This window comes from Xaviernesmea rhizosphaerae, from assembly GCF_001938945.1.
Classification (GTDB): domain Bacteria; phylum Pseudomonadota; class Alphaproteobacteria; order Rhizobiales; family Rhizobiaceae; genus Xaviernesmea; species Xaviernesmea rhizosphaerae.
In genome coordinates this window covers 1-23,328 of sequence record NZ_MKIO01000020.1, presented here as the reverse complement: position 1 = coordinate 23,328, position 23,328 = coordinate 1, and the positions used below count along the sequence as shown (strand labels likewise).

The window sequence follows — 23,328 nt, the reverse complement described above, 5'->3', positions numbered from 1 at the left end:
CGGCATGAAGGCGACCATTATCGCCCACAGCAAATTCACGGTGTCGGAGATCGATCCGCGGCTCTATGGCTCGTTCATTGAGCATCTGGGGCGCGCGGTCTATACCGGCATTTACGAGCCGGGCCATGCGACGGCGGACGAGGCCGGCTTTCGTGGCGACGTGATTGACCTGGTCAAGGAATTGCAGGTTCCGGTGGTGCGCTATCCCGGTGGCAATTTCGTCTCGGCCTATAATTGGGAGGATGGCGTCGGCCCGCGCGAAGAGCGTCCGGTGCGGCTCGATCTCGCCTGGCACACCTCCGAAAGCAATGCCATCGGCCTGCATGAATTCGCCGACTGGTGCGACAAGGTCGGCACCGAGCTGATGATGGCCGTCAATCTCGGCTCGCGCGGGCTGGACGAGGCGCGCAACCTTCTGGAATATACCAACCATCCCGGCGGCAGCGCCTGGAGCGACAAGCGCCGCGCCAATGGCCGGGAAGCGCCTTTTGACGTCAAGCTCTGGTGCCTGGGCAACGAGATGGACGGCCCCTGGCAGATCGGCCACAAGACCGCCGACGAATATGGCCGCCTGGCGCATGAGACCGCCAAGGCCATGCGCACCTTCGACAGCCGGCTCGAGCTGGTGGTCTGCGGCTCCTCCAATGCGCATATGCCCACCTATCCGCAGTGGGAAGCCACGGTTCTCGACCATACCTATAACGAGGTCGATTACATCTCGCTGCACATGTATTTCGAGAACCGGGCCAAGGATACGGCGAACTATCTCGCCCGCAGCCTGGAACTCGACACCTACATCGCCACCGTTGCCGGCGTCATCGCCTATACCAAGGCGAAGAAGCGCTCGACCAAGGATGTCTATATTTCCTTCGACGAGTGGAATGTCTGGTATCACTCGAAGGAGCGCGACAAGGCGATCCTGGAAGGGGCGGAAGGCTGGCCGGAAGCGCCGCCGCTGCTGGAAGACGACTATAATTTCGAGGATGTTCTGCAGGTCGGCTGCATCCTCAACACCTTCATCAACCGGTCCGACGTGGTGAAAATCGCTTGCCTGGCGCAGCTGGTCAATGTCATCGCCCCGATCATGACCGAGCCGGGCGGCGCGGCCTGGCGGCAGACCATCTTCTACCCCTATTATTTCGCCTCGGTCTTCGGCCGCGGCACGGCGCTGAAGCTGATGGTCGACAGCCCCAGCTACGAGGTGAAGGATGTGGGCGCTGTGCCCTATCTCGACGTCTCGGCCGTGCATGATGCGGCTAGCGGCCACATCACCTTCTTCCTCGTCAACCGCCACCTGACGGAGGCGCTCGATCTCGACGTGTCGCTTCTGGATTTCGGCGCGGCGTCGGTGGTGGACGATCAGGTGATCGCCCATTCCGACCTCGCCATCACCAACACCGCCCAGGCGCCCGACGCGGTCAAGCCGGTCAAGGGCGAAGGCGCTGCGGTTTCCGAAGGACGGCTGACGGCCTCCATCGCGCCGCTGAGCTACCGGATGATCCGGCTGAAGGTGTAAGGGGGCCTTTCGGGGCCTCTTGTGGGCGGAGAGGGTCGAAAAGCCCCCTCACCCTGCCCTCTCCCCGATGGGGAGAGGAGGCTTGTGCCCTGATTGACTGCCATGCCAAGGGCGGACGCGCGGTGTCATTCCGAGGATGACGGGAACGACGAGCGATAGCGGCAAAGTCTCTTCTCCCCGGCGGGGAGAAGATGGCCCAAAGGATCGATGAAGGGGCGCGCGGCCCGCAAACGACGGAGCAGGCGCTTCGTCCGGCCAATCCCCGTCATCAGGAAAAGCCCGACCGGCGCCGGCTGAGGAGAGCCGCACCGGCAGGACGGAGACGGCGCAACCGCGCAAGGAGCGGCGGCGGCGCGAGGAGGAGACGGAGGCGGAGAGGCCCCGTCGCAAGCGTGGAGGACAGGCGCGTGACCGCCCAGATCGAAATCACCGAGGTGACCAAGCGTTATGGCGCGCTCACCGTGCTCGAAAACCTGTCGCTCAGCATCAAGGCCAATGAGTTCATGGTCTTTCTCGGCCCGTCCGGCTGCGGCAAGTCCACGCTGCTCAGGATGATCGCGGGACTGGAAAGCGTGGACGAGGGCACGATCGCCATCAATGGCCGGCGCATCGACACGCTGCCGCCCGGCCAGCGCGATCTCGCCATGGTGTTCCAGTCCTATGCGCTCTATCCGCATATGAGCGTGGCCGACAACATGGCCTTCGGGCTAAAGAATATCGGCGTGCCGGCCGACGTGATCGCGACGAGGCTGAGCGAGGCGGCGCGCATGCTGGAAATCGGCCATCTGATGGAGCGCAAGCCCGGCCAGCTTTCCGGCGGCCAGCGCCAGCGCGTGGCCATCGGCCGGGCGATCGTCAAGGAACCCAAGGCTTTCCTGTTCGACGAGCCCCTGTCCAATCTCGATGCGGCGCTGCGCGTGCGCACCCGCGTGGAGCTGGCGCAGCTGCGCCATCGGGTGAAGTCCACCATGATCTTCGTCACCCATGACCAGATCGAGGCGATGACGCTGGCCGACCGCGTGGTGGTGATGAACAACCGGCGGATCGAGCAGATCGGCACGCCGATGGATATTTACACGCGGCCCGCCACCCGCTTCGTCGCCACCTTCGTCGGCTCGCCAACGATGAACTTCCTGAAGGCGAAAATGGACAGCCGCGACGGCTTCGCCACGCTGACGCTGCCCGATGGCGCAACCTTGCAGACCGCTATGCGCAGCGACGGCCTGGCGCCGGGCGCCTACGAGCTGGGCATTCGCGCCGAAGCCGTGCGCCCCGCGCGCGCAGGCGAAACGGTGACGACATCGGGCACGGTCGAGGTGCTGGAGCGGCTCGGCGACCGCACGCTCCTCTATATCCGGCTGAGCGATGGCAGCATGATCGTGGCGGAAGATGCGGGGCTGAGCCGGGCGGCGATCGGCGACCGCATGGAGCTGACGCTCGACGGCAGCCGCGTCCATCTCTTCGACGGGGAAGGCCGCGCCTTCCATGCGGTGGAGGCGGCCCATGGCTGACGCCGCCCTTTCCTCCCCGGCCAACCGCGCCGCGCCGGCGAAAGCGCGGGTGCAGAATGTGCAGGCGCCGCTCTGGCGCAATGCCCTGTTCGTCCTGCCCTTCCTTGTGGTCTTCGTCGCGCTTCTTGTCGTGCCGCTGGTCTGGGGCATCTGGCTGAGCCTGCACAAGGCGGATGCCTTTTCCTCCGGCCGCTTCGTCGGCTTTGCCAATTATGTCAGGCTCTATAACGACAAGATCTTCTGGCAGGCGATCGGCAACACCTTCTATTTCGTGTTGCTCACCGTGCCGGCGCTGGCAGTGATCGGGCTGATGCTGGCGCTGGCGCTCAACAGCCGCACGCGCACGGCCGCCGTGCTGCGCACGGTCTTTTTCGCGTCCTCCGTGCTGTCGGTCACCATCGTCACCCTGATCTGGCGCATCGTCTTCGTGCCGGGCTTCGGCCTGCTGGCCACGGTCTATGGCTGGTTCGGCGCCGCGCCGCCGGCCTTCCTGTCCGATCCCGACCTGGTGATGATCGCCATTGCCATCGCCACCATCTGGTGGTGCATCGGCCTGCCGATGATGCTGTTTCTCTCCGCGCTGCAGCAGATCCCCGGCGATATCTACGAGGCGGCAGCGCTCGACAATGCCAATCGCTGGCGCACCTTCCGCTACATCACCCTGCCCTCGATCAAGCGCACCTTCGTGCTTGTTGTCGTGATCCAGATCGTGCTGCAGTTCCAGCTGTTCGGCCAAGCCAAGCTGATGACCAATGGCGGGCCCAACAACGTCTCCAAGCCCATGGTGCTCTATATCTACGAGGCCGCTTTCACCAAGTGGGATCTCGGCCTCGGCGCGGCCGCCTCCGAAGTGCTGTTCGTGCTGATCCTCATCGCCGCCATGGTCCAGTTCCTCGTCTCGCGCCGCAAGGGAGAAAGCGCATGAGCAGCATGACCTCCGCGCACGCCCCAACTCCCGCGAGCGATGTCGGGCGCGGCGCGCCCTCGGGCATGGTCGGGCGGACCACCGGTGACCGCATCATCCTCGGCCTCACCATCGCGCTCGCCATCGTGATGATGGCGCCGCTTCTCTGGGTCGTCGCCCTGTCCTTGAAGGACAACAAGGAGCTGATGGTCAGCATGAATGCGGTGTTCCATGCGCCCTATACGGTGCAGAACTACATCAACATCCTGGCCACCTCCTCGGTCTTCCGCTGGATCCTGAACAGCCTGGTGGTGGCGGGCGGGCTGACGGTGGGCACGCTGGTGCTCTCCTCGCTCGCCGGCTACGGCTTCGCCCGGCTCAACTTTCCCTTCCGCAACGTGCTGTTCGTCATCGTGCTGATGGGGCTTGCCGTGCCGGAACAGGCGGTGCTGATCGCCCGCCACCAGCTGTTTTCCTGGCTGAAGCTGCACAACACCTATCCCGGCCTGATCCTGCCGGGGCTTTCCGCCCCCTTCGGCGTGTTCCTGATGACGCAATATTTCCGCGCCATCCCCAAGGAGCTGGACGAGGCGGCGCTGCTCGACAATGCCAGCCGCTTCAAGATCTTCTGGAAGGTGCTGCTGCCGCTGACCTTACCGGCCCAGGCCACGCTGGGGATCTTCACCTTCCTCGGCGCCTGGAACGATTATCTCTGGCCGCTGATCTCCGGCACCAAGAAGGAGATGTACACGCTGACGGTGGGCATCGCCTCGACCCAGACCAATTTCGCCCAGTCGGAGGGGCTCGGTTTTCTCATGTCGCAGGCGGTCTTTGCCGGCGCGCCGATCCTGATCCTCTATCTCTTCTTCCAGAAATACATCGTCACCGCCGTCTCCGGCGCGGCGGTGCGGTGAGCGGCGCGAGCATAGGGCATCGGACTGAAAGCATGCTCCATCCGATGCTCTAGGATTTTGTTTTTGCATTGGATTTTTCCGAAAGCCGGTTCCCGCTTTTCGGTCCGATGCATCAGCCCCGACCACATGAGTGCGGAACCCGCCCGGGAGGGGCGGCGCCCGCGGCAAAGCACTGAGACCAGGTCCCTGAGGAGGAAACGACCATGATCCATACCCTGCGCACATCATTCCTGGCGGCAACGGCGGCCTGCGCGCTGGCCGGCGGCCTTCTGGCCAGCCCCGCCTTCGCCGCCACCGAGCTGACCTTCCAGCGCTTCTTCGGCGCCTGCGATGCCGATTTCGGCTCCAACACCGATGTGTCCAAGGCGGTCGGCGAATGCGGGATCATCACCTCGATGGTCAACAAGTTCAACGCCGACAATCCGGACATCCACGTTGCGGTGACCACGGTGGAGTGGCCGGGTTACGACCAGCTGACGGCGCAGTTCGCCGCCGGCGATCCGCCGGATATCGTCACCATCCACCATTCGGCGCTGTCGGACTACCAGACCAAGGGCCTGCTGCTGCCGCTCGACGATCTGCTGGCCGCCAATGGCATCAAGCCCGCCGATTTCACCGATGCCAGCCGCAACGGCGTGACCAAGGACGGCAAGATCTACGGCCTGCCGATCGACAACTGGACCATGCTGTTCCACATCAACATGGACCTGTTCAAGCAGGCGGGCCTGGTCGACGCCAGTGGCAAGCCGATCCTGCCGAAGAGCGTGGACGAGCTGCTCGCCCAGGCCAAGCAGTTCAAGGAAAAGACCGGCAAGCCCTATCTGATCCAGAACCTCGCCAACGAGACGGCGCTCTACACCCGCAATCTCTACACCTATCTGTTCCAGCAGAATTCGGATTTCTTCGCCGATCCGACCAAGGTGAAGATCAACACGCCCGAGGCCAAGAAGGTCGTGGAGATGTACAAGGCGATCTTCGACCAGGGCGACACCACCAAGGATCTCGACTATGCCGCCAGCATCAACGCCTTCCTGGCGGGCGAAGGCGGCGTGCATCTGAACGGCACCTGGATGATCGGCGACTACAATGCCTCGGCCGAAAAGCCCGGCACGGCGCTGAACAAGGGCGGCTATGCCGTCTATCCCTATCCGCAGCTCTTCTCCGGCAAGCATGCGCAATATGCCGATGGCCACAGCCTGGCTGTCTCGCAGAAGGACCGCAGCGAGGAGCAGACGGCGGCGATTGGCAAGTTCCTGAAATTCATGGCCGATCATGATTTCGACTGGTCGCGCACCGGCCACCTGCCGGCGATGAAGGCCGTGCTCGACTCGGCCGCATTCAAGGCGCTGCCGCACCGCGACACCGTGGCCCCGATCGCCGAGCTCGGCACCTCGCTGCCCGGCGCCGTCCAGCGGCAATTCGCCATCCAGGACATTATCGGCCAGGAAATGAGCGCCGCCATCACCGGCCAGAAGGAGGTCGACGCCTCGCTCGCCGATATGGAAAGCCGGATCAACGAGCTCTTGGCGAACCTGTAAACCCAAGACCAGACCAACCAAAACGGCGCATCGTCGCAAGGCGGTGCGCCGTTTTGCATTTGTACCTCATCAACCGGAAGCCTCGCGCGCGGCGGCCTGACAAAGGCCGCCAAAAACGAAAAAGCCTGCCGCGGGAGGAGGAGCGGCAGGCTTTCTCTAAAGGTGAACGGCTGGCTGGGAGGAGGAGCGCCGCCGTTCTGGGGCCGACGATCTCTGGGAGGAGGAGTGAGATCATCGACAGATCGAAGCGCCTTGGGAGGAGGAGAAGCGCTTTCGATGAGAAGAACCTAAGCGATCCGGCCGGGGTGAGATAGGGCCTGCGCCGCAGGCCAGCCATGCGCGTCCTGCGGAGCTAAACTGCCTTCCAAAGCGCTTTTGCGACAGGATGACGCAGCGGCGTGGGTTTGACAGCGCGGCAAGGGATGCGGCTGGCGGCCATGGCGGAACCGGATGATCCCGAAACAGTTAGCCCGGCGATGGCGCCCAGGAACGGGCGAGCCGCAGGGAGATTGCAACGATGACGGCAGACGATGAACGCGGCGGAACAGTGACCCGGCGGGCGGTCATGGCAGGCGCCTCGGCGACCCTTGCCACGGTGGGCGGCATGGTCGCGGCGCGCCAGGCGGCCGCGCAGGAACCGGCGGCTGGCACCGGGGCAACATCCGGCGGTGCGGCGCTACGCGACCCCAGAACCGCCTATCCAAAGCCGCCCTTTCCGTCCCAGTCCCAGCCCTTTCCGGGCCTTGCCAGCAAGATGGAGCCGCGCCCCGACCATGGCGAGACCAGCTACAAGGGCTCTGGCCGGCTTGCCGGCCGCAGGGCGCTGATCACCGGCGGCGATTCCGGCATGGGCCGCGCAGCCGCCATCGCCTATGCCCGCGAAGGCGCCGATGTCGCCATCAGCTACCTGCCGGATGAGGAGCCGGATGCCCGCGAGGTGGTCGAGCTGATCCAGAAGGCGGGACGACGGGCGCTTGCCCTTCCCGGCGACATTCGCGACGAAGCCCAGTGCCGCCGCCTGGTGGAAGAGACGGTCAACACCTTGGGCGGGCTCGACATTCTCGTCAACAATGCCAGCCGGCAGCAGCAGCGTCCGGCGCTGGGGGATATTTCCAGCGAGGATTTCGATGCGACGATGAAGACCAACATCTATGCGATGTTCTGGATGACCAAGGCGGCGCTGCCGCATCTCAAACCCGGCGCCGCCATTATCCAGACCACCTCCGAACAGGCCTATGACCCCTCGGAAAACCTCGTGGATTATGCCCTGACCAAGGCTGCGATGATGAACTTCACCAAGTCGCTGGCCAAGCAGCTGGGCCCCAAAGGCATCCGCGTCAATGGCGTGGCGCCAGGACCGATCTGGACGCCGCTGCAGGTGAGCGGTGGCGCGACGCAGGAAAAGCTGGTGAGCTTTGGCGGCGACACCCCGCTCGGTCGCCCCGGACAGCCGGCGGAGCTCGCCTCGATCTATGTCCAGCTTGCCGCAGCCGATGCCAGCTATGCCACCGGTCAGATCTATGGCGCCGCCGGCGGCAGCGGCCAGCCGTAAGGCGAGCTGCGTCCGCGACCGGCAGAATGACCCTGCGCGGGTCTTAACGAGGGATGGCACATCCACCCGGTTTCCTGGGGCGCAATTTAGAGCATCAGACTGAAAATCGCACGCAGTCCGATGCTCTAGTTTTTTGTTTTTACATCGGATTTTTCCGAAAACCGGTTCCCACTTTTCGGTCCGATGCTCTAGCCGCCGGGCACAGGCTGGGTGGATTCGCGCAGGATCAGCTCGACCGGCCACAGCTCGTGGATCTCCTCGGCCGGCCGGCCGGCGATGATCTGCAGGAGCAGCGTGGCGATGCGCCCGCCGGCCGCGCGCATGGAGGAGCGGGTGGTCGAGAGCGAGGGCACCATGTTGTCGGCGGTGAGATAGGGGAAGACATCGTCATGGGCGATGACGGACATGTCGCGCCCGACCACGAGATCGAGCGCGCGCGCGGCGCGGTAGATGCCGAGCGCCGTCATCATCGAGCCGGCGACGAAGGCAGTGGGGCGCAATCCCTGCTCCAGCATGTCGCGGGCGAAGGTGAAGCCGACCTCGTCGGTGAAATTGCCATGGGCGACGAAGCGCGGATCGAAAGTCAGGCCGCGCTCCTCCAGCGCCCGGCGATAGCCGATGTCGCGGTGCAGGCTGAAGGTCATGCCCTTGCGGCCGTTGATCATGCCGATGCGCGTATGGCCGAGGTCGATCAGATGGCTGGTGGCGCGGAAGATCGCGCCTTCATTGTCGATGTCGAGCCAGGCATGCGGCGCTGATCCTTCCGAGCGTCCATGCACGAGAAAGGGCATGCCGAGCCCCTGCAGCAAGGGAATGCGCGGATCATTGGGCTGCGGCGCCAGAATGATCATGGCATCGACCTTGCCGGCCTCGGCCACGCGACGGTAAGCGTTCACTTCCGCTTCGGTGCCGTCCTCCACCACGGGCGTGACCAGAATGTCCATCTCGTCGCGCACGAGCTGCTCGGTCATGCCGCGCAGGAATTCCGTCAGCTGGAACTCGCCGGCCTGGTTCATCACCAGGCCGATGGCGCCGGCGCGGCCCGTGGCCAGCCGTACGGCGTTGATATTGGGCCGGTAGCCGAGCCGCACGGCCTCCGCGCTGACGCGCTGGCGCGTGGCGGCGGAAACCTCGGGATAGCCGCTGAGCGCGCGGCTGACGGTGGTGGGCGAGAGCCCGATCTCACGGGCGAATTCCTTCAGCTTCATCGTGTCTTCGCCATCGCCCCGCCGGCAGCCCCTGTCGCGCGCCGCGGCCCATCCGGCCGCCGTGATCCGCGCAGATCCTTGCCGCCATCTTTGCGTGCGGTGCACCCAAAAGGCAAGCCGGCTCTTCCTTCACCAATTCGACCACGTCTTCAAAGCGATTTCAAATTATTTTCTGCTCAGCAGCTGAGCAATTGCGCATATCCCAATGCACCAGCCTGATTTTTCATCGAAATTCGCGGCTAGGGCAGGCTTTCCGGCCGAATTGGCGCGATATTGACAACCGTCGCGCCGTATGAAAATCTTCATAAATCGAAAGCGGTTTCAAATTTGGAGGTGAGACCGCTCCATGCTGACGGGAGGATGAGCATGAAACAGTGGATCGGCGCGGCACTGGGGGCGGCCTTGATGGCCTCGGGTGCACAGATGGCGCAGGCGGAGGATCTGGCCTTCGCCTCCTATACCAATGGCGCGAGCGCGGCCTTCCTGAACAAGGAACTGGCCAATTTCGCCAAGCAGAGCGGCCATACGGTGAAACTCATCACCATGCCCTCCTCCAGCTCGGAGCAGTTCGCGCAGTACCGGCTGTGGCTGGCCGCAGGCAATCAGGACGTGGACGTCTACAACACCGACGTGGTCTGGGCGCCGCAGCTGGCCGAGCAGTTCATCGACCTGACCGAAGCGATGAAGGACCGCACGGCCGAGATTTTCCCCTCAATCGTCGCCTCGCAGACGGTGAACGGCAAGCTGGTGGCCATGCCCTACATGACCGACGCGCCGGCCTTCTACTACCGCAAGGACCTGCTCGAAAAATACGGCAAGCCGGTGCCCAAGACCTGGGACGAGATGACCAAAACCGCCGCCGAGATCCAGGCGGGCGAGCGCAAGGCCGGCGCCAAGGACATGTGGGGCTTCGTCTTCCAGGGCGCGGCCTATGAAGGCCTGACCTGCGACGCGCTGGAATGGATCGCCTCCTCCGGCGGCGGCCATATCGTCGAGACCGACGGCACCATCTCCATCAACAACGAGAAGGCGGCGGCAGCGCTCGACCGTGCGCATGGCTGGGTCGGCACCATCTCGCCGCCCGGCGTGCTGGCCTATCAGGAAGAGGAATCGCGCGGCGTCTGGCAGACCGGCAATTCGGTCTTCATGCGCAACTGGCCCTATGCCTACACGCTCGGCAATGGCGGCGACAGCGCGGTCAAGGGCAAGTTTGACGTAGCGCCGCTGCCGGCGGGCGCAGAGGGCGAGGCCGGCGCCTCGACGCTGGGCGGCTGGAACATGGCCGTGCCGAAATATTCCAAGAAGCAGAAGGCGGCGATCGAGCTGGTCCGCTACCTCTCCTCGGAAGAGGTACAGAAGCGCCGCGCCATCGAGCTATCCAACATGCCCGTGCTCGAAAAGCTCTATGACGACAAGGACATCGCCGCAGCGCTGCCCTTCATGCCGGCCTGGAAGCCGATCTTCCAGAATGCCGTGCCGCGCCCCTCGGCCACGACCAAGGTCAAGTATAACGAGGTCTCCTCGCGCTTCTGGACCGCCGTGCACAGCACGCTGTCGGGCAATGGCACCGGCGCGGAAAACCTGGAGAAGCTCGAAATCGAGCTGACCGAACTGCAGGGCGGCAGCTGGTAACAGCGCCCGGAGGGCGGGCCACCGGCCTCGCCCTCCCCTTGCCCCGATAGGCGGCACAGCGATGCCAATGCTCCCCGCCCGCTTGCCAATCCGGACCGCGCGTGCGGCGAAAGCCTCCTCTCGTCCATCGGGAGAGCACAGGGAGAGGGGGACCGCGACGCCCGCGCAGCCTCCGCTGAAAATGCTGCCCCAGCGGCAGCGCCAAAACACAGACCGAAAACCGCCGATCCCGCTCTTGTCCGGAGAGGCCTGCCGCCGCCTGCCGTGCCGCATCTGCCCGGCATGGTCCCTGCTCACCCCCTTCACGGATTCGCGCCATGTCCCCGATCAGCCAGACGGCTCATCCCCAGGCCAACGCCGCAGCGGGCGTTCCGGCCGGCCTCGGCCATCCCGCGCCGCTTGCCCATCCCGCGTCGCTTGTGGAAAGTGGCCCGAGGCTCCAGGCCCAGCGCGCCCGCGCCGCCTGGGTCTTCCTCGCGCCCACGCTTCTCGTTCTCGCCATCGTCGCCGGCTGGCCGCTCCTGCGCACCATCTATTTCAGCCTGACCGATGCCAGCCTCACCAGCCTCGACACGGCCCGCTTCGTCGGCCTGAAGAACTATCTCTCCTGGATCACGCTGAAGAGCGGCCGCACGGTCTATACCGGGCTTCTGGCCGATCCCGCCTGGTGGGGCGCCGTGGTCAACACGCTGCGCTTCACCTTTCTCTCGGTGATCATCGAAACCGTGATTGGCCTCGTCGTGGCGCTGGTGCTGAACGCCAACTTTGCCGGACGCGGCCTGGTGCGCACCGCCATCCTCATTCCCTGGGCGATCCCCACCGTGGTTTCGGCCAAGATGTGGGCCTGGATGCTCAACGACCAGTTCGGCATCTTGAACGATCTGTTCCTGACGCTGCACCTGATCGACCACAAGATCGCCTGGACGGCCAGCCCCGACACCGCGATGATCGCCGTGCTGATCGTCGATGTGTGGAAGACCACGCCCTTCATGGCGCTGCTGATTCTCGCCGGCCTGCAGATGGTGCCCAAGGACATCTATGAGGCGGCGCGCATCGATGGCGTGCATCCGGTCAAAGTGTTCTTCAGGATCACCCTGCCGCTGATCCGCCCGGCGCTGATGGTGGCCGTGATCTTCCGCATGCTCGACGCCATGCGCATCTTCGACCTGATCTATGTGCTGACGCCAAACAATGCCCAGACCAAGACCATGTCGATCCTGGCGCGCGAGAACCTGTTCGAATTCGACAAGTTCGCGCTCGGCGCCACCGCTTCCACCATGCTCTTCCTCATCATCGCCGCCATGACCGCCGCCTATATGGTCTTCGGCCGCGTCAACCTGTCGGGAGGCGACCGCTGATGCCCGTCCTCATCAAGAACACCGGCTTTTATGCGCTGGTCGCCCTCATCGTCCTCGTCGCCGTCTTCCCTTTCTACTACGCGATCCTGACGAGCTTCAAATCCGGCGCAGCGCTGTTTCAGATCACCTACTGGCCGACCTCCTTCTCGCTGCAGAACTACCGCGACGTCATGTCCAGCGGCTCCTTCCTGCGCAATCTCGGCAATTCGGTGCTGATCTCCACCACGGTCGTCGCCATCTCGCTGGCGCTGGCCGTCAGCGCGGCCTATGCGCTGGCGCGGGTGCGCTTTCGCGGGCGGGGCCTCTTGCTGCTCACCATCCTCAGCGTCTCCATGTTTCCGCAGATCGCGGTGCTGGCCGGCCTGTTCGAGCTGATCCGCGCCTTCGGCATCTTCAACACGCCGCTGGCCCTGATTTTCTCCTATATGATCTTCACCCTGCCCTTCACCGTCTGGGTGCTGACCACCTTCATGCGCGACCTGCCGGTGGAGATCGAAGAGGCGGCGATCGTCGATGGCGCCTCGCCCTTCGTCGTCATCACCCAGGTCTTCCTGCCCCTGATGTGGCCGGCCTTGGTGACCACCGGCCTGCTCGCCTTCATCGCCGCCTGGAACGAGTTTCTCTTCGCGCTCACCTTCCTGTCGTCGGACACGCAGCGCACCGTTCCGGTCGCCATCGCCCTGCTCTCGGGCCAGAGCCAGTTTGAAATCCCCTGGGGCGCGATCATGGCCGCCTCGGTCATCGTCACCGTGCCGCTCGTCGTGCTGGTGCTGATCTTCCAGCGGCGCATCATTTCCGGCCTCACCGCCGGCGGCGTCAAAGGCTGACGCGGCTCCACCCCAGGGATAAAAGAGGAGGAATTCATCATGGCCGAAATCCGGCTTCACCAGGTCCGCAAGTCCTTCGGCGCGCTCGAGATCATCAAGGGCGTCGATATGGAAATCCGCTCGGGCGAGTTCATGGTCTTCGTCGGCCCGTCCGGCTGCGGCAAGTCCACGCTTCTCCGGCTGATCGCCGGGCTGGAGGACATCACCAGCGGCACGCTCGCCTTCGACGGGCAGACCGTCAACGCCCTGCCGCCGGCCAAGCGCGGCATTGCCATGGTGTTCCAGTCCTATGCGCTCTATCCGCATATGACCGTGTTCGACAACATGACCTTCGGCATGAAGCTTTCGGGCGCGGACAAGGCGGAGCGCGACCGGCGCGTGCGCCAGGCCGCCGAGATGCTGCAGCTCACCCCCTATCTGGAGCGGCTGCCGCGCCAGCTTTCCGGTGGACAGCGCCAGCGCGTGGCGATCGGCCGCGCCATCGTGCGCGATCCCCGCGTGTTTCTTTTTGACGAGCCGCTGTCGAACCTTGATGCCGCCTTGCGCGTTGCAACACGATTGGAAATCGCCAAGCTGCACCGCTCCATGCACAAGACCACGATGATCTATGTGACCCATGACCAGGTGGAGGCCATGACCCTGGCCGACCGCATCTGCGTTCTCAATGCAGGCCGCGTCGAACAGGTCGGCACGCCGCTGGAGCTTTACGAAAACCCCAACTCGCTCTTCGTCGCCGGCTTCATCGGCTCGCCGAAGATGAACATTCTCAAGGGCGGGCTTGCCCAGCCCTATGCCGCGCCCACCATCGGCATTCGCGCCGAGCATCTTGCGATTTCAGGTGAACACGGCGCCTGGCGCGGCGAGGTGGTGCATGCCGAAATGCTGGGCTCGGACAGCTTCGTCTATGTCGATATCGGCGCGGAAGAGCCCGTCGTCGCCCGCCAGAACGGCACGGCCAGCTTTCAGCCGGGAGAGCGCGTGTCGCTCACCCCCGATCTCGGCGCGATCCACCGCTTCGGCGAGGATGGCCGGGCGCTCGGCCGCTTGCCGGCCCGGGGTGCAGCGTAACAGGTTTTTGAAGAGAAAACGGTCCGGTCGTCCCAAGCCGGGCCGAATGATGTGAAAACATGAGCCCGCCCGAACAACCCTTCGGAACGTGCCCACCGATCGGCGGCTGGGCACGTCAGGGCCAAGGAGGTCAAGGTGACGATCAGAACACTCGTCTGGGGCGAGAATATTCACGAGCGCATCAACGAAGTCGTGCGCGACATCTATCCCGATGGCATGCACAAGACCATTGCCGACGCGCTGAACCGCGACGACGCCATTACGGCGGAGACGGCGACGCTGCAGGAGCCCGAGCACGGGCTGACCGAGGCGCGGCTGGCGGACACCGACGTTCTCGTCTGGTGGGGCCACAAGGACCATGGCGCGGTGGACGATGCCGTCGTCGAGCGCGTGGCCGCGCGCGTGCATGAGGGCATGGGCCTGATCGTGCTGCATTCGGGCCATTTCGCCAAGATCTTCAAGCGGCTGATGGGCACGCCCTGCGCGCTGAAATGGCGCGAGGCGGGGGAGCGCGAGCGCGTCTGGACCGTCAATCCCGGCCATCCGATCGCGGCGGGCATTCCGGAGAATTTCGTTCTCGAGAACGAGGAAATGTATGGCGAGTTCTTCTCGGTGCCGGAGCCCTTGGAAACCGTGTTCATCTCCTGGTTTTCCGGCGGGGAAGTGTTCCGCTCAGGCCTGACCTGGCGGCGCGGGGCCGGCAACATCTTCTATTTTCGCCCGGGTCACGAGACCTATCCCACCTATCATGACGAGACGGTGCAGCAGGTGATCCGCAATGCCGTGCGCTGGGCCTATCGTCCCGCCCCGGCGCTGACCGGCATCCACACCGCACCGAACGTGCCGGTGGGTGAGGCGCTTGAACCGATCACCGAACGCGGGCCCAAGCTGCACAAGGCTGGCGAGGCAGGTTACAAATGAGCGATCCCATCCGTCTTCTTCTTCTGGGCACTGGCGGCATGGCCAACCGGCACGCCACGGAATTTTCCACCGTGCCGGGCTGCCAGCTCGTCGCCGCCGTCGATGTCGACATTGCCAAGGTGCGTGCCTTCGCCGCGCGCCACAATGTGGCCGAGACCTTCACCTCGCTGGACGAGGCGATCGCCTGGGGCCAGTTCGACGCCGTGGCCAATGTTACGCCTGACAGGGTGCATTATCCGACCACGCTGCAGCTCCTGTCCGCCGGCAAGCATGTCTTCTGCGAAAAGCCGCTGGCCGAAAACTACGCCAAGGCCGACGAGATGGCCCGGCGCGCCGAGGCCGCCGGTCTCGTCAACATGGTCAACCTCACCTATCGCAACGTCGCCCCGGTGCAGAGAGCCCGGCAGATGGTGCTTGCCGGCGAGATCGGCCGCGTGCGCCATATCGAAGCCTCCTACCTGCAGAGCTGGCTGGTGTCCAAGGCCTGGGGCGACTGGGCGACGGAGGATCAGTGGCTGTGGCGCCTGTCGACCAAGCATGGCTCCAACGGCGTGCTCGGCGATGTCGGCATCCACATTCTCGACTTTGCCGGCTATGGCGCGGCCACCGAGATCGACCGGATCTTCGCCCGGGTCAAGACCTTCGAGAAAGCGCCGGGCAACCGCATCGGCGACTATGATCTCGACGCCAATGACAGCTTCACCATGACGGCGGAGTTTTCCAACGGCGCCATGGGCGTGATCCATGCCAGCCGCTGGGCGACCGGCCATCTGAACGAGCTGCGCCTGCGCATGCATGGCGACAAGGGCGGCATCGAGGTGATCCACACGCCGACGGGCAATTCGCTGCGCGCCTGCGTGGGCGAGGATGTGGAGAAAGGCCTCTGGCGCGATCTCGACGCCGGCACGATGGCGACCAATTACGAGCGCTTCATCGAGGCTGTGGCCGAGAACCGCACCCGCGAACCGAGCTTCCGCCACGCCGCCGAGCTGCAGAAGGTTCTCGACCTCGCTCTGGTGACGGAAGCCGAACGCCGCGAGCACGACGTCAACCCGCCGGCGGTGCTGCAGGCGATTTCGGCGTAAGGGCAAAGGAACCCGGTCGGTGCGCCGCGCGCGTGCCGGCCGGGCGGACCATCCCTCAGCGGCCGCCGCGACGTCGTCATGCGCAAACAGCTCTATGGAGCTTGGGCCCGGGTCAGATCACTGGATATGACGCACGCGTTTGCGGGCGGCAATACCCCCTCATCCGCCTGCCGGCACCCGACCGGGGAAGATCCACGGGTCTCGTCCCGTCCTTCGGCCCACCCGCTGGGGAGAAGAGACGTGCAGCACCGTCTCACGCCCTCTTCAGACCGTAGGAAAAGCGGCTTCTCAACTGTAAATTTGAAGCCCCGCGCTGTCGGCCCCGGTCTCTTCTCCCCAGCGGGCAGAAGGTGGCCCGAAGGGTCGGATGAGGGGCCAGCCAAGGTCGCAGAGCGTCGCGTCATGGGCCGCGCAGGACGATTCTCAGACCGATGCTATAGAACTGACCGTTCATATCGCATTTTTCCGAAAACCGGTTCCCGCTTTCCGTCAGATGCCTTAGTTCTTGCGCGCCTTGCGGGCGGCGTAGCGGCGGTCGCGCTCGGCCTTGCGGGCGGCTTCGTCTTCGACAACGCGGGCGATGCGGGTCTTTTCGGCCAGTTCGCGGGCCTCGGCTTCCGCGCGGGCTTCGGCTTCAAGTGCTGCTTCGCGCGCGGCGGCTTCCTCAGCCAGACGGATTTTTTCCGCGCGCTTGGCTTCCTCGCGCTCGATGCGGCGGGCTTCGCGGGCGGCGGCCACGGCGGCGCGTTCGGCCTGGCGGGCGGCGCGCTCGGGATCGGGCTGGGCCTGGGCGTCGCGATAGGCCTTCAATTGTGCAGCCTTGGCCTCCTGGGCGCTCTGGCGGCGGTCGGTCAGTTCATTGTTGCGGGCGTTCTTCAAAAGTTTCCATCCATAGAAAATCGAAAGGGGGCATTATCGTGTTTGTCCGACGCGCCACTGGGGCGACGGGGCGTCTGTCGCAGGCGCGCCGGGCATCGGACGGATGCTCCGGACTGGTTGGTTTCACATCGGATTGTCCCGAAGACGGGGTCCCGCACATTGGCGGAATGCTCCAGGCGCGGTGTCCGCTCGGGAACCAGGCGGCGGCCTGTCATGCCGTTTGTCGGTATGACGGCAAGCTGCGTCTTATCCTATTTCCCTTGCTGTAGGCCATCCCCGGCTTCCCTGGCAAGACGCGCCGCGCGCAATCGCTCGGTCTTCGCCTCGCGGGCCGCCTTGATCGTTTCGAGCTCGTCGAAAGCGCGGTCTCGGGCAGGGGCGCCGCCCTGCGCTGGCGTGCCGGCGCGGCCCTGGGTTTTGCCGAAGGCGATTTCCGCCTGCTGGCGCGGCTTGCTGAAGCTGTTGTTCATGCTGTTCCTCCTCCCGCCCGTGGCGTGGACGGTTGCTGTGTCGGATAACCTTTCGCGTCTCCGCGCAAGGGCCCGTGGGGCGCGCGCTGCGGCCCTGGCGGCGGGCGGAAGACCGTCGCATCCTGTCCTGTAGATCGCGCGCGCATACAGATGGTCCACAGCGTGTGGCGCAAAAGCGCGGGACGGCTTTGCGACAATGACATGCGGTAAAATCAAAGACTTGAAGCGCCGGGAGCGAATCTGACAGAGCGCGACATGCTTCAGCGCATCGGACTGAAAATCATACGCAGTCCGCTCCTCTGGATTTTTGTTGAGATTTCCGAGCGCCTGAGACCGGCCTTCGGGCCGATGCTCCAGCGGCGCCGGAAATGAAAAAGGCCAGGCAAGACTGCCTGACCTCGCCTGGGTCTCCATCACGCGACCGTGCCATTTCATCCGTGGTCAGGGTCGTGGGAAGTCCCGGAGATCGGCCGTTGGCGTCGGGCCTGTCTGCGCCGCGATCTATATGATCGGCCTAACGCATCGGGCTTGTTGGACGCCGCGCTCTGGCAGGGGGTCTTGGCGGGTGCTGTTGGCACGGTTCGCGTCGTCAGGCTCTTTCAGCCCTGACGCGTCCAGCGCCGCTCAAACCTCGGCCCTGCCCGGAAAAGCCCGGATTTTCCGCCGTGCCGGATCTCTTATGTTCCGCAGCATCGCCGCCGAGACGGCGCGCTGCTGCGAAGTTTCGTCGCCGCTTCGGATCGGCGGAAAAGCCTTTCCCGATCATTCGATGGCATCGTGTTTTTACCGATGTCTGTTCGATGTCTCGGCTCGATGTCTCGGCGAAAGACTTTCACCGCTGCCCGGCGGCAGCAGACCCGCCCGAAGGTCACCCCTCGGGCGGAGGAGCAAAATCAGGCGGCGCGCAGGTTGCAGGCCGACATCTTGCCGGACTTGCGGTCCTGCTCGAGGTCGTAAGCCAGCTTCTGGCCTTCGACGATTTCGCGCATGCCGGCGCGTTCGACGGCGGAGATGTGAACGAAGGCATCAGCCCCGCCATTGTCCGGCTGGATAAAGCCGAAGCCCTTGGTGGAGTTAAACCATTTTACGGTGCCAGTGGCCATTTTAGAACCCTCTCATAGCAAAGAAACGACCGCAGGGGCACGATGCCCGGCGGATGGTGATAACGACATTTTAAAGGGAGGGTTCGCTCAAAGCGCGGTGCCAATCGCGCGGTAAAAAAAGCTCAATGAGCCACTTATTGCGGCCTCGACCTTTATTGTCAAATTTTAATTTCAAATTCCCTTGGTCGACGGAAAAGCCCTCTGTGCGGCGGACAATAATGTGCAGATTTTCTCAGGGCTTGATGGCTCGCCCTTCAGCGTTCACCCGGCGCTGCGGGCGCTGAACGGACAAGCGACGCCCTGGCCTTGGCCGCCGGCAGAAGCAGGATGACCATCAGGGCGCCGCGCGATCGTCGAGCAGCAGCTGGAGAAAGACGAGGTCCAGCCAGACGCCGAACTTCATGCCGACCTCGGGCATCCGCCCGACCTGGCGGAAGCCGAGCTTCTCGTGCAGGCGGATCGAGCCGCGATTGCCCGCCTCGATACTGGCCACCATCACATGCTTGCCCAGGGCGCGCGCGCGCCCGATCAGCGCCTGCATCAGCGCCGTGCCGAGCCCGCGCCCATGGCAATCGGCCCTGATATAGATGGAGTGCTCGACCGTATGGCGATAGCCGTCGAAGGCGCGCCAGTCGCCGAAGGAGGCAAAGCCCAGGACCGCCCCGCCCCTGACCGCCACCAGAACCGGATAACCCAGCCGCTGCCGCTCGGCATGCCAGGCGAGGCGATTGGCGAGATCGACCTCGGTCTCGTTCCAGATCGCCGTGGTCTCGCGCACCGCATGATTATAGATCTCGGTAATGCCGGCGAGATCGGCCGGGATCGCATCGCGGAGTTCCATCATGCTCCCCATCGTCCATCATCTGAGACAAATTGTCTAAAATGATGGACAGAAGAAGGCAAGCGTTTTTTTAAGGACAGGCCGCGCCGAACGCGGCCGCGCCGGGGCCTCGCGCTCTTAGAGCATCGGACCGAAAAGTGGGAACCGGTTTTCGGTCCGATGCAAAAACAAAAATCTAGAGCGCCAGTTTCAGCAGCATCACGGCGTAGCGGCAGGGCAGCTCGGTCTCGTTGTCGAAGCGACAATCGACGGGAGGGCCGAGTTCCAGGCAGTCGCCGGCCTGAAGCGCATGGCGCAGGCTGCCCTCGGTGAAGATCAATGCGCCTTCCAGAACCCAGATCAGATGGCGCTGAAAGGCAAAGGCGGCGGCGGGCATGGCCACCTCGGCGCGCGGCGGCAGCATGATCTCGACCAGCTCCAGCGGCAGCTCGGTGGGCGGCGAGACCTGCCGGCGGAGATAGCCGGTCTCGGGATCGGTCCAGAGCGGCTGTTCGGCGCGGCGCGCGAGGCGTCCCTGCCCGCGCTCGGCCCGCGCCATCAGGGTCGACATGCTGAGGCCGAAGGCGCCGGAAAGCTTGCCCAGAAGCTGGGCCGTCGGACTGCTCTCGCCCCGCTCCACCTTGTTGATCATCGCCCGCGAAACGCCGGCCCGCCCGGCCAAATCGGTCAGCGACCAGCCCCTGAGGTCGCGCTCGAGGCGGATGCGGGCGCCGATGCGGCGGTCGAGGTCCTGGATCCCTGTCATCTGTCCATCATAGTGGACAAAGCGATGGGCTGGCAAGGCCGGGGCCACTGACAGCGGCAGGCACCGCGCATCGCCGCGAACATGCCTTCGCGCATGGCCGCTGTCGGTGTGGATACACGCCCAGATCGCATGAAAAGGCGATATGCTTAAATTTTACCCAGAGTGAGCATGCCAGCCACAGGCCACAGCCTGAAAATCAGGCCTATTGGGCATGGCATGGCTTAGAACAATATTCGTCAAGGATTCCGCCTCATGCGGGGGAAAGCCGTACGAACCGATCGACCGAATAGCATCGAATTTTCTGCGAAACGCGGAGAATTTCGATAGTCTGTCGGGAATTTTGACGGTTTCGGCAAATTTATCTTGCAACCGCCGACTGACACGGCGAATAAGGCGGATACACGCTCGGCGGTAGAACAGGCACATCAACAGCGGCGTGCCTGCGGGCCACGAAATACATGCCTGCGGTTGCATCATGGTTCATGACGGGGAGAAACATCATCCTGACTCTGGCCGCGCTCCCAGGGATGACGAAGCTGACCTTCTACAGTCTGACCTCCGCGTTCCGGCGCTCCGCCCTGGCAGGCCGCAATGCCGGCGGACTTGCACCGGGGGAGGATCGGCCGGCAGGCACGCTGCTGATCTGCGGCGCGACGCATGTCGGCACATCCCGGCTGGCCGAGGCCCTGGCCGGCAAGGCCGGTCCGCAGGCGCGCCATAGCCTGCGCCTTCACGCACAGCCCTGGATGATCGCGCAGAGCGACGCCGACGCGGACGCGTCCCCGCTTTCGCGGCTGGAGGCGCTGATCCTGGCCGACATCGTGCTTCTCGCGGTCGATGCGCGCGACTTGGCGCGGGACGGCATGCGCGACCTCTTGATCCGCCACCATCTCTTTCGCCGCAGCGGCCTCGTCATCGCGCTGACGGCCGTCGATCAGACCGAGGATGGCAGGAAACGGTTCGAGACGATCCATGCGGAGATCGCGGCCCTTTTCGGCGATCGGCAGATGCCGCCGGTGATCGCGCTTTCCGGCGGTTCACGCGAAACGACCGGGGACGACCGGGTCCAGGCCGACGCGCGCCCGGACGGCCAGGCGCCCGGAACGCCAGCGCTCTCCCCCGCCTGGTTTACCGGGCCGAGGCTCATCGAGGTTCTCGAGGCCGAAGCGGCGCGGCTGACGCCGGAGGAGAAGCGGCCCTTCAGATTGGCCGTCACGTCCGTCGATCCGAGCCGGCCGGAAGCCCCTTGCGTTGACGGCACGGTCTGCCAGGGCTTTATCGCGGCCGGCGATGAGGTCCGTATCCTGCCCGGCGGCCTGCTGTCATCCGTCAGCGGCCTGGTGACGCTGGAGCGTAAGGAGGAGGATGGCGCGGGCCCTGTCGCCCTGCGGCTGACGCTGTCGGCGCCTGCCGCCTGCCAGCCGGGCCAGATCGTCGTTCCTGCGAACCGGCCTTGCGAGGTGACCGATCAGGTCGAAGCCGCGATCGCCTGGTTCGACAGGGCGCCGCTTGTGCCAGGGAGCTATGGCCTCGATCTCGGCGGCCAGTCCACATTCGCCGCGATCACCCGGCTGAGACAGGCGGTCGATCTCGACATGACCCACGCGCCGGCGGCCGACAGTCTCGGCCCTTCCGGCATCGGCATCGCGGATATTGCGCTTGAGACCCCTCTGGCCTTCGATGTGGAGACCAATGGTCTCAGCTGCTTCCAACTGACGGACCCGGTCTGCGGACGCGTGGTCGGCCTCGGCCGGATCCGCCAGGCCTTGCGCCGCGCCGACAATATTCATTGGCAGGCGCTGACCATTGACCGCCACCGCCGCGCGGCGATGAAGCAGCAGACGCCGCTGGTGGTCTGGATGACGGGCCTGTCGGGCGCCGGAAAATCGGCGATCGCCAATCTGGCGGAACAGAAGCTCGCGGCGGCGGGCCGGCATACGTTCCTGCTCGACGGCGACAATGTGCGCCACGGCCTGAACCGCGACCTCGGCTTCACCGAGCCGGAGCGGGTGGAAAATATCCGCCGCGTGGCGGAAGTGGCCCGGCTGATGAGCGATGCCGGCCTGATCGTCCTGTGTGCCTTCATCTCGCCCTTTCGCAGCGACCGGTGGATGGCGCGCAAGCTGATGGCCGCGGGCGAATTCGTCGAGGTCCACGTCAAGGCCTCGGTGGAAATCGCCGAGGCCCGCGATCCCAAGGGTCTCTACCGCAAGGCCCGCGCGGGAGAGCTGAAGAACTTCACCGGCATCGACAGCCCCTATGAGGAGCCGGAAGCCGCCGAGCTCGTGCTGGATACGTCGATCCTTTCCGTGCAGGAGGCGGCCGACCTTTTGGTCCGGCACATCACCGACATTTAAAAAATTCGTGAAAAGGCGGAGCATGCCGAATCCTGCGAACATCAACACGCCGTTTACCCTGATCTCCTTCGGACGCTCCGGGACCTCGCTGGTCTCCTCGGTTCTGGACCATCACCCCGCGGTGGACTTCATCGGAGAGACCGCGCAGACCATCTTCTTTGGCTGGATGGCGGCGGAGCAGAGCAATGGCGTGGTCAGGAGGAATGTCGACCGGGACCAGGTGTTCGATCTGGATGCCTTCTGCGCCCGCGCGGTGCAGGGCCTGTTTTCCCACCTCTTTCCCTCCGAAAAGCGCTTCTGGCTGCACAAGCCGATCGGGATTCCGCAAGCGATCTGGCATTTCGCCGGCGACGATTTTCCGGCCTGGTACTGGAATGTGCTGCATCAGAGCTTTCCGGGATCGACGACGTTCACGATCCTGCGCAATCCGATGGATGTCGCCGTGTCGGCCCGTCTCTACTGGGGGTTCGACAGCGAGGAGATCGTCCAGCAGCTTGCGCAGATGGCAGAGCTGATCATCCATCCGCATTCCTCTGTCCGCTTCGCGGTCAATTATCATGACTTCGCCCGCGATCCCGCCACCCAGGTGCCGAAACTGTGCGAGCAGCTCGGCATCGACTACCAGCCCCAGATGCTGGATGCCTTCAAGATCAAGCATGTCGAGCACCGACAGGATGCCGGGGCCATCGAGACGGCCGTTGAGGAAATCCTGGCCGTGCAGGATCTGGAGCGCTATCTCGAGCGCATCGCCGCGATGTGGCGGACCTTCGGCCCGGAGCCCGGCTCCTTTCTCAAGACCTCGAAATATCTCAGGGCGCGCTAAGGTCTGTTGACAGACGTCAGGCTGGGGCAAGGTTTGTTGCCGAGGGTCTCCTTGTTTGACAGGAGGCTTTGATGGT

Annotated in this window: 20 protein-coding genes; 14 read left to right on the top strand and 6 right to left on the bottom strand. The window is 64.5% G+C overall.

Going from position 1 to position 23,328, the window contains the following annotated elements; all coding sequences use genetic code 11:
* The first annotated feature begins 4 nt into the window (after window positions 1-4).
* From arfA to BJF92_RS03085, 6 genes are all read left to right on the top strand, one after another.
* The gene (gene arfA / locus BJF92_RS03110; protein ID WP_075633322.1) at window positions 5-1,516 is read left to right on the top strand and encodes an arabinosylfuranosidase ArfA; all 1,512 of its coding nucleotides are present in this window, start codon (window positions 5-7) and stop codon (window positions 1,514-1,516) included.
* Between the two features lie 407 nt (window positions 1,517-1,923).
* Window positions 1,924-3,027 (top strand): ABC transporter ATP-binding protein, encoded by a 1,104-nt coding sequence (locus BJF92_RS03105; RefSeq protein WP_075633321.1) that lies wholly within the window; start codon window positions 1,924-1,926, stop codon window positions 3,025-3,027.
* Entirely contained in the window at window positions 3,020-3,952 is a 933-nt protein-coding gene (locus BJF92_RS03100) for a carbohydrate ABC transporter permease (protein ID WP_075633320.1), read from the top strand. Before BJF92_RS03105 ends, BJF92_RS03100 begins: the two co-directional genes overlap by 8 nt.
* Before the next feature lie 65 nt (window positions 3,953-4,017).
* Complete coding sequence (locus BJF92_RS03095; RefSeq protein WP_198931520.1) at window positions 4,018-4,845, top strand: carbohydrate ABC transporter permease; 828 nt, start codon at window positions 4,018-4,020, stop codon at window positions 4,843-4,845.
* A 203-nt stretch (window positions 4,846-5,048) separates the two neighbouring features.
* Window positions 5,049-6,383 (top strand): extracellular solute-binding protein, encoded by a 1,335-nt coding sequence (locus tag BJF92_RS03090; RefSeq protein ID WP_075633319.1) that lies wholly within the window; start codon window positions 5,049-5,051, stop codon window positions 6,381-6,383.
* Between the two features lie 517 nt (window positions 6,384-6,900).
* Entirely contained in the window at window positions 6,901-7,935 is a 1,035-nt protein-coding gene (locus BJF92_RS03085) for an SDR family oxidoreductase (RefSeq protein WP_075633318.1), read from the top strand.
* A gap of 188 nt (window positions 7,936-8,123) precedes the next feature.
* Here the strand turns inward: BJF92_RS03085 and BJF92_RS03080 are convergent, their stop codons facing one another.
* Window positions 8,124-9,143 carry a substrate-binding domain-containing protein gene (locus tag BJF92_RS03080; RefSeq protein WP_075633317.1) on the bottom strand — a complete coding sequence of 340 codons (1,020 nt, stop codon included), beginning with the start codon at window positions 9,141-9,143 and terminating at the stop codon, window positions 8,124-8,126.
* A 366-nt stretch (window positions 9,144-9,509) separates the two neighbouring features.
* Between BJF92_RS03080 and BJF92_RS03075 the strand changes: the two genes are divergently transcribed.
* From BJF92_RS03075 to BJF92_RS03050, 6 genes are all read left to right on the top strand, one after another.
* Window positions 9,510-10,775 carry an ABC transporter substrate-binding protein gene (locus tag BJF92_RS03075; RefSeq protein WP_075633316.1) on the top strand — a complete coding sequence of 422 codons (1,266 nt, stop codon included), beginning with the start codon at window positions 9,510-9,512 and terminating at the stop codon, window positions 10,773-10,775.
* A gap of 317 nt (window positions 10,776-11,092) precedes the next feature.
* Entirely contained in the window at window positions 11,093-12,133 is a 1,041-nt protein-coding gene (locus BJF92_RS03070) for a carbohydrate ABC transporter permease (protein WP_078057814.1), read from the top strand.
* Entirely contained in the window at window positions 12,133-12,960 is an 828-nt protein-coding gene (locus BJF92_RS03065; RefSeq protein ID WP_075633315.1) for a carbohydrate ABC transporter permease, read from the top strand. The genes BJF92_RS03070 and BJF92_RS03065 overlap by 1 nt, the downstream gene beginning before the upstream one ends.
* Window positions 12,961-12,999: 39 nt before the next feature.
* A complete protein-coding gene (locus BJF92_RS03060) occupies window positions 13,000-14,028 on the top strand; it encodes an ABC transporter ATP-binding protein (protein WP_075633314.1) in 1,029 nt (342 codons plus the stop codon).
* A 135-nt stretch (window positions 14,029-14,163) separates the two neighbouring features.
* Window positions 14,164-14,949 carry a ThuA domain-containing protein gene (locus BJF92_RS03055; protein ID WP_075633313.1) on the top strand — a complete coding sequence of 262 codons (786 nt, stop codon included), beginning with the start codon at window positions 14,164-14,166 and terminating at the stop codon, window positions 14,947-14,949.
* An 8-nt stretch (window positions 14,950-14,957) separates the two neighbouring features.
* Window positions 14,958-16,034, top strand: coding sequence for a Gfo/Idh/MocA family protein (locus BJF92_RS03050; RefSeq protein ID WP_075633451.1), 1,077 nt, complete (start codon window positions 14,958-14,960; stop codon window positions 16,032-16,034).
* Window positions 16,035-16,532: 498 nt separating this feature from the next.
* Here the strand turns inward: BJF92_RS03050 and BJF92_RS03045 are convergent, their stop codons facing one another.
* The 5 genes from BJF92_RS03045 to BJF92_RS03025 all read right to left on the bottom strand — a co-directional run bounded on the left by BJF92_RS03045 (window position 16,533) and on the right by BJF92_RS03025 (window position 20,072).
* The gene (locus tag BJF92_RS03045) at window positions 16,533-16,913 is read right to left on the bottom strand and encodes a DUF6481 family protein (RefSeq protein WP_075633312.1); all 381 of its coding nucleotides are present in this window, start codon (window positions 16,911-16,913) and stop codon (window positions 16,533-16,535) included.
* 251 nt (window positions 16,914-17,164) lie between these two features.
* Entirely contained in the window at window positions 17,165-17,800 is a 636-nt protein-coding gene (locus tag BJF92_RS26380) for a hypothetical protein (RefSeq protein WP_425356444.1), read from the bottom strand.
* A 476-nt stretch (window positions 17,801-18,276) separates the two neighbouring features.
* A complete protein-coding gene (locus BJF92_RS03035; protein WP_075633310.1) occupies window positions 18,277-18,486 on the bottom strand; it encodes a cold-shock protein in 210 nt (69 codons plus the stop codon).
* A 334-nt stretch (window positions 18,487-18,820) separates the two neighbouring features.
* On the bottom strand, window positions 18,821-19,327 hold the full coding sequence (locus tag BJF92_RS03030; protein ID WP_075633450.1) for a GNAT family N-acetyltransferase: 507 nt from the start codon (window positions 19,325-19,327) through the stop codon (window positions 18,821-18,823).
* A 175-nt stretch (window positions 19,328-19,502) separates the two neighbouring features.
* The gene (locus BJF92_RS03025; protein ID WP_075633309.1) at window positions 19,503-20,072 is read right to left on the bottom strand and encodes a helix-turn-helix domain-containing protein; all 570 of its coding nucleotides are present in this window, start codon (window positions 20,070-20,072) and stop codon (window positions 19,503-19,505) included.
* A gap of 527 nt (window positions 20,073-20,599) precedes the next feature.
* Here BJF92_RS03025 and cysC point away from each other — a divergent pair.
* The gene (gene cysC, locus BJF92_RS03020; RefSeq protein ID WP_075633308.1) at window positions 20,600-22,429 is read left to right on the top strand and encodes an adenylyl-sulfate kinase; all 1,830 of its coding nucleotides are present in this window, start codon (window positions 20,600-20,602) and stop codon (window positions 22,427-22,429) included.
* Between the two features lie 22 nt (window positions 22,430-22,451).
* Window positions 22,452-23,252, top strand: coding sequence for a sulfotransferase (locus tag BJF92_RS03015; RefSeq protein ID WP_075633307.1), 801 nt, complete (start codon window positions 22,452-22,454; stop codon window positions 23,250-23,252).
* Window positions 23,253-23,328: the final 76 nt, after the last annotated feature.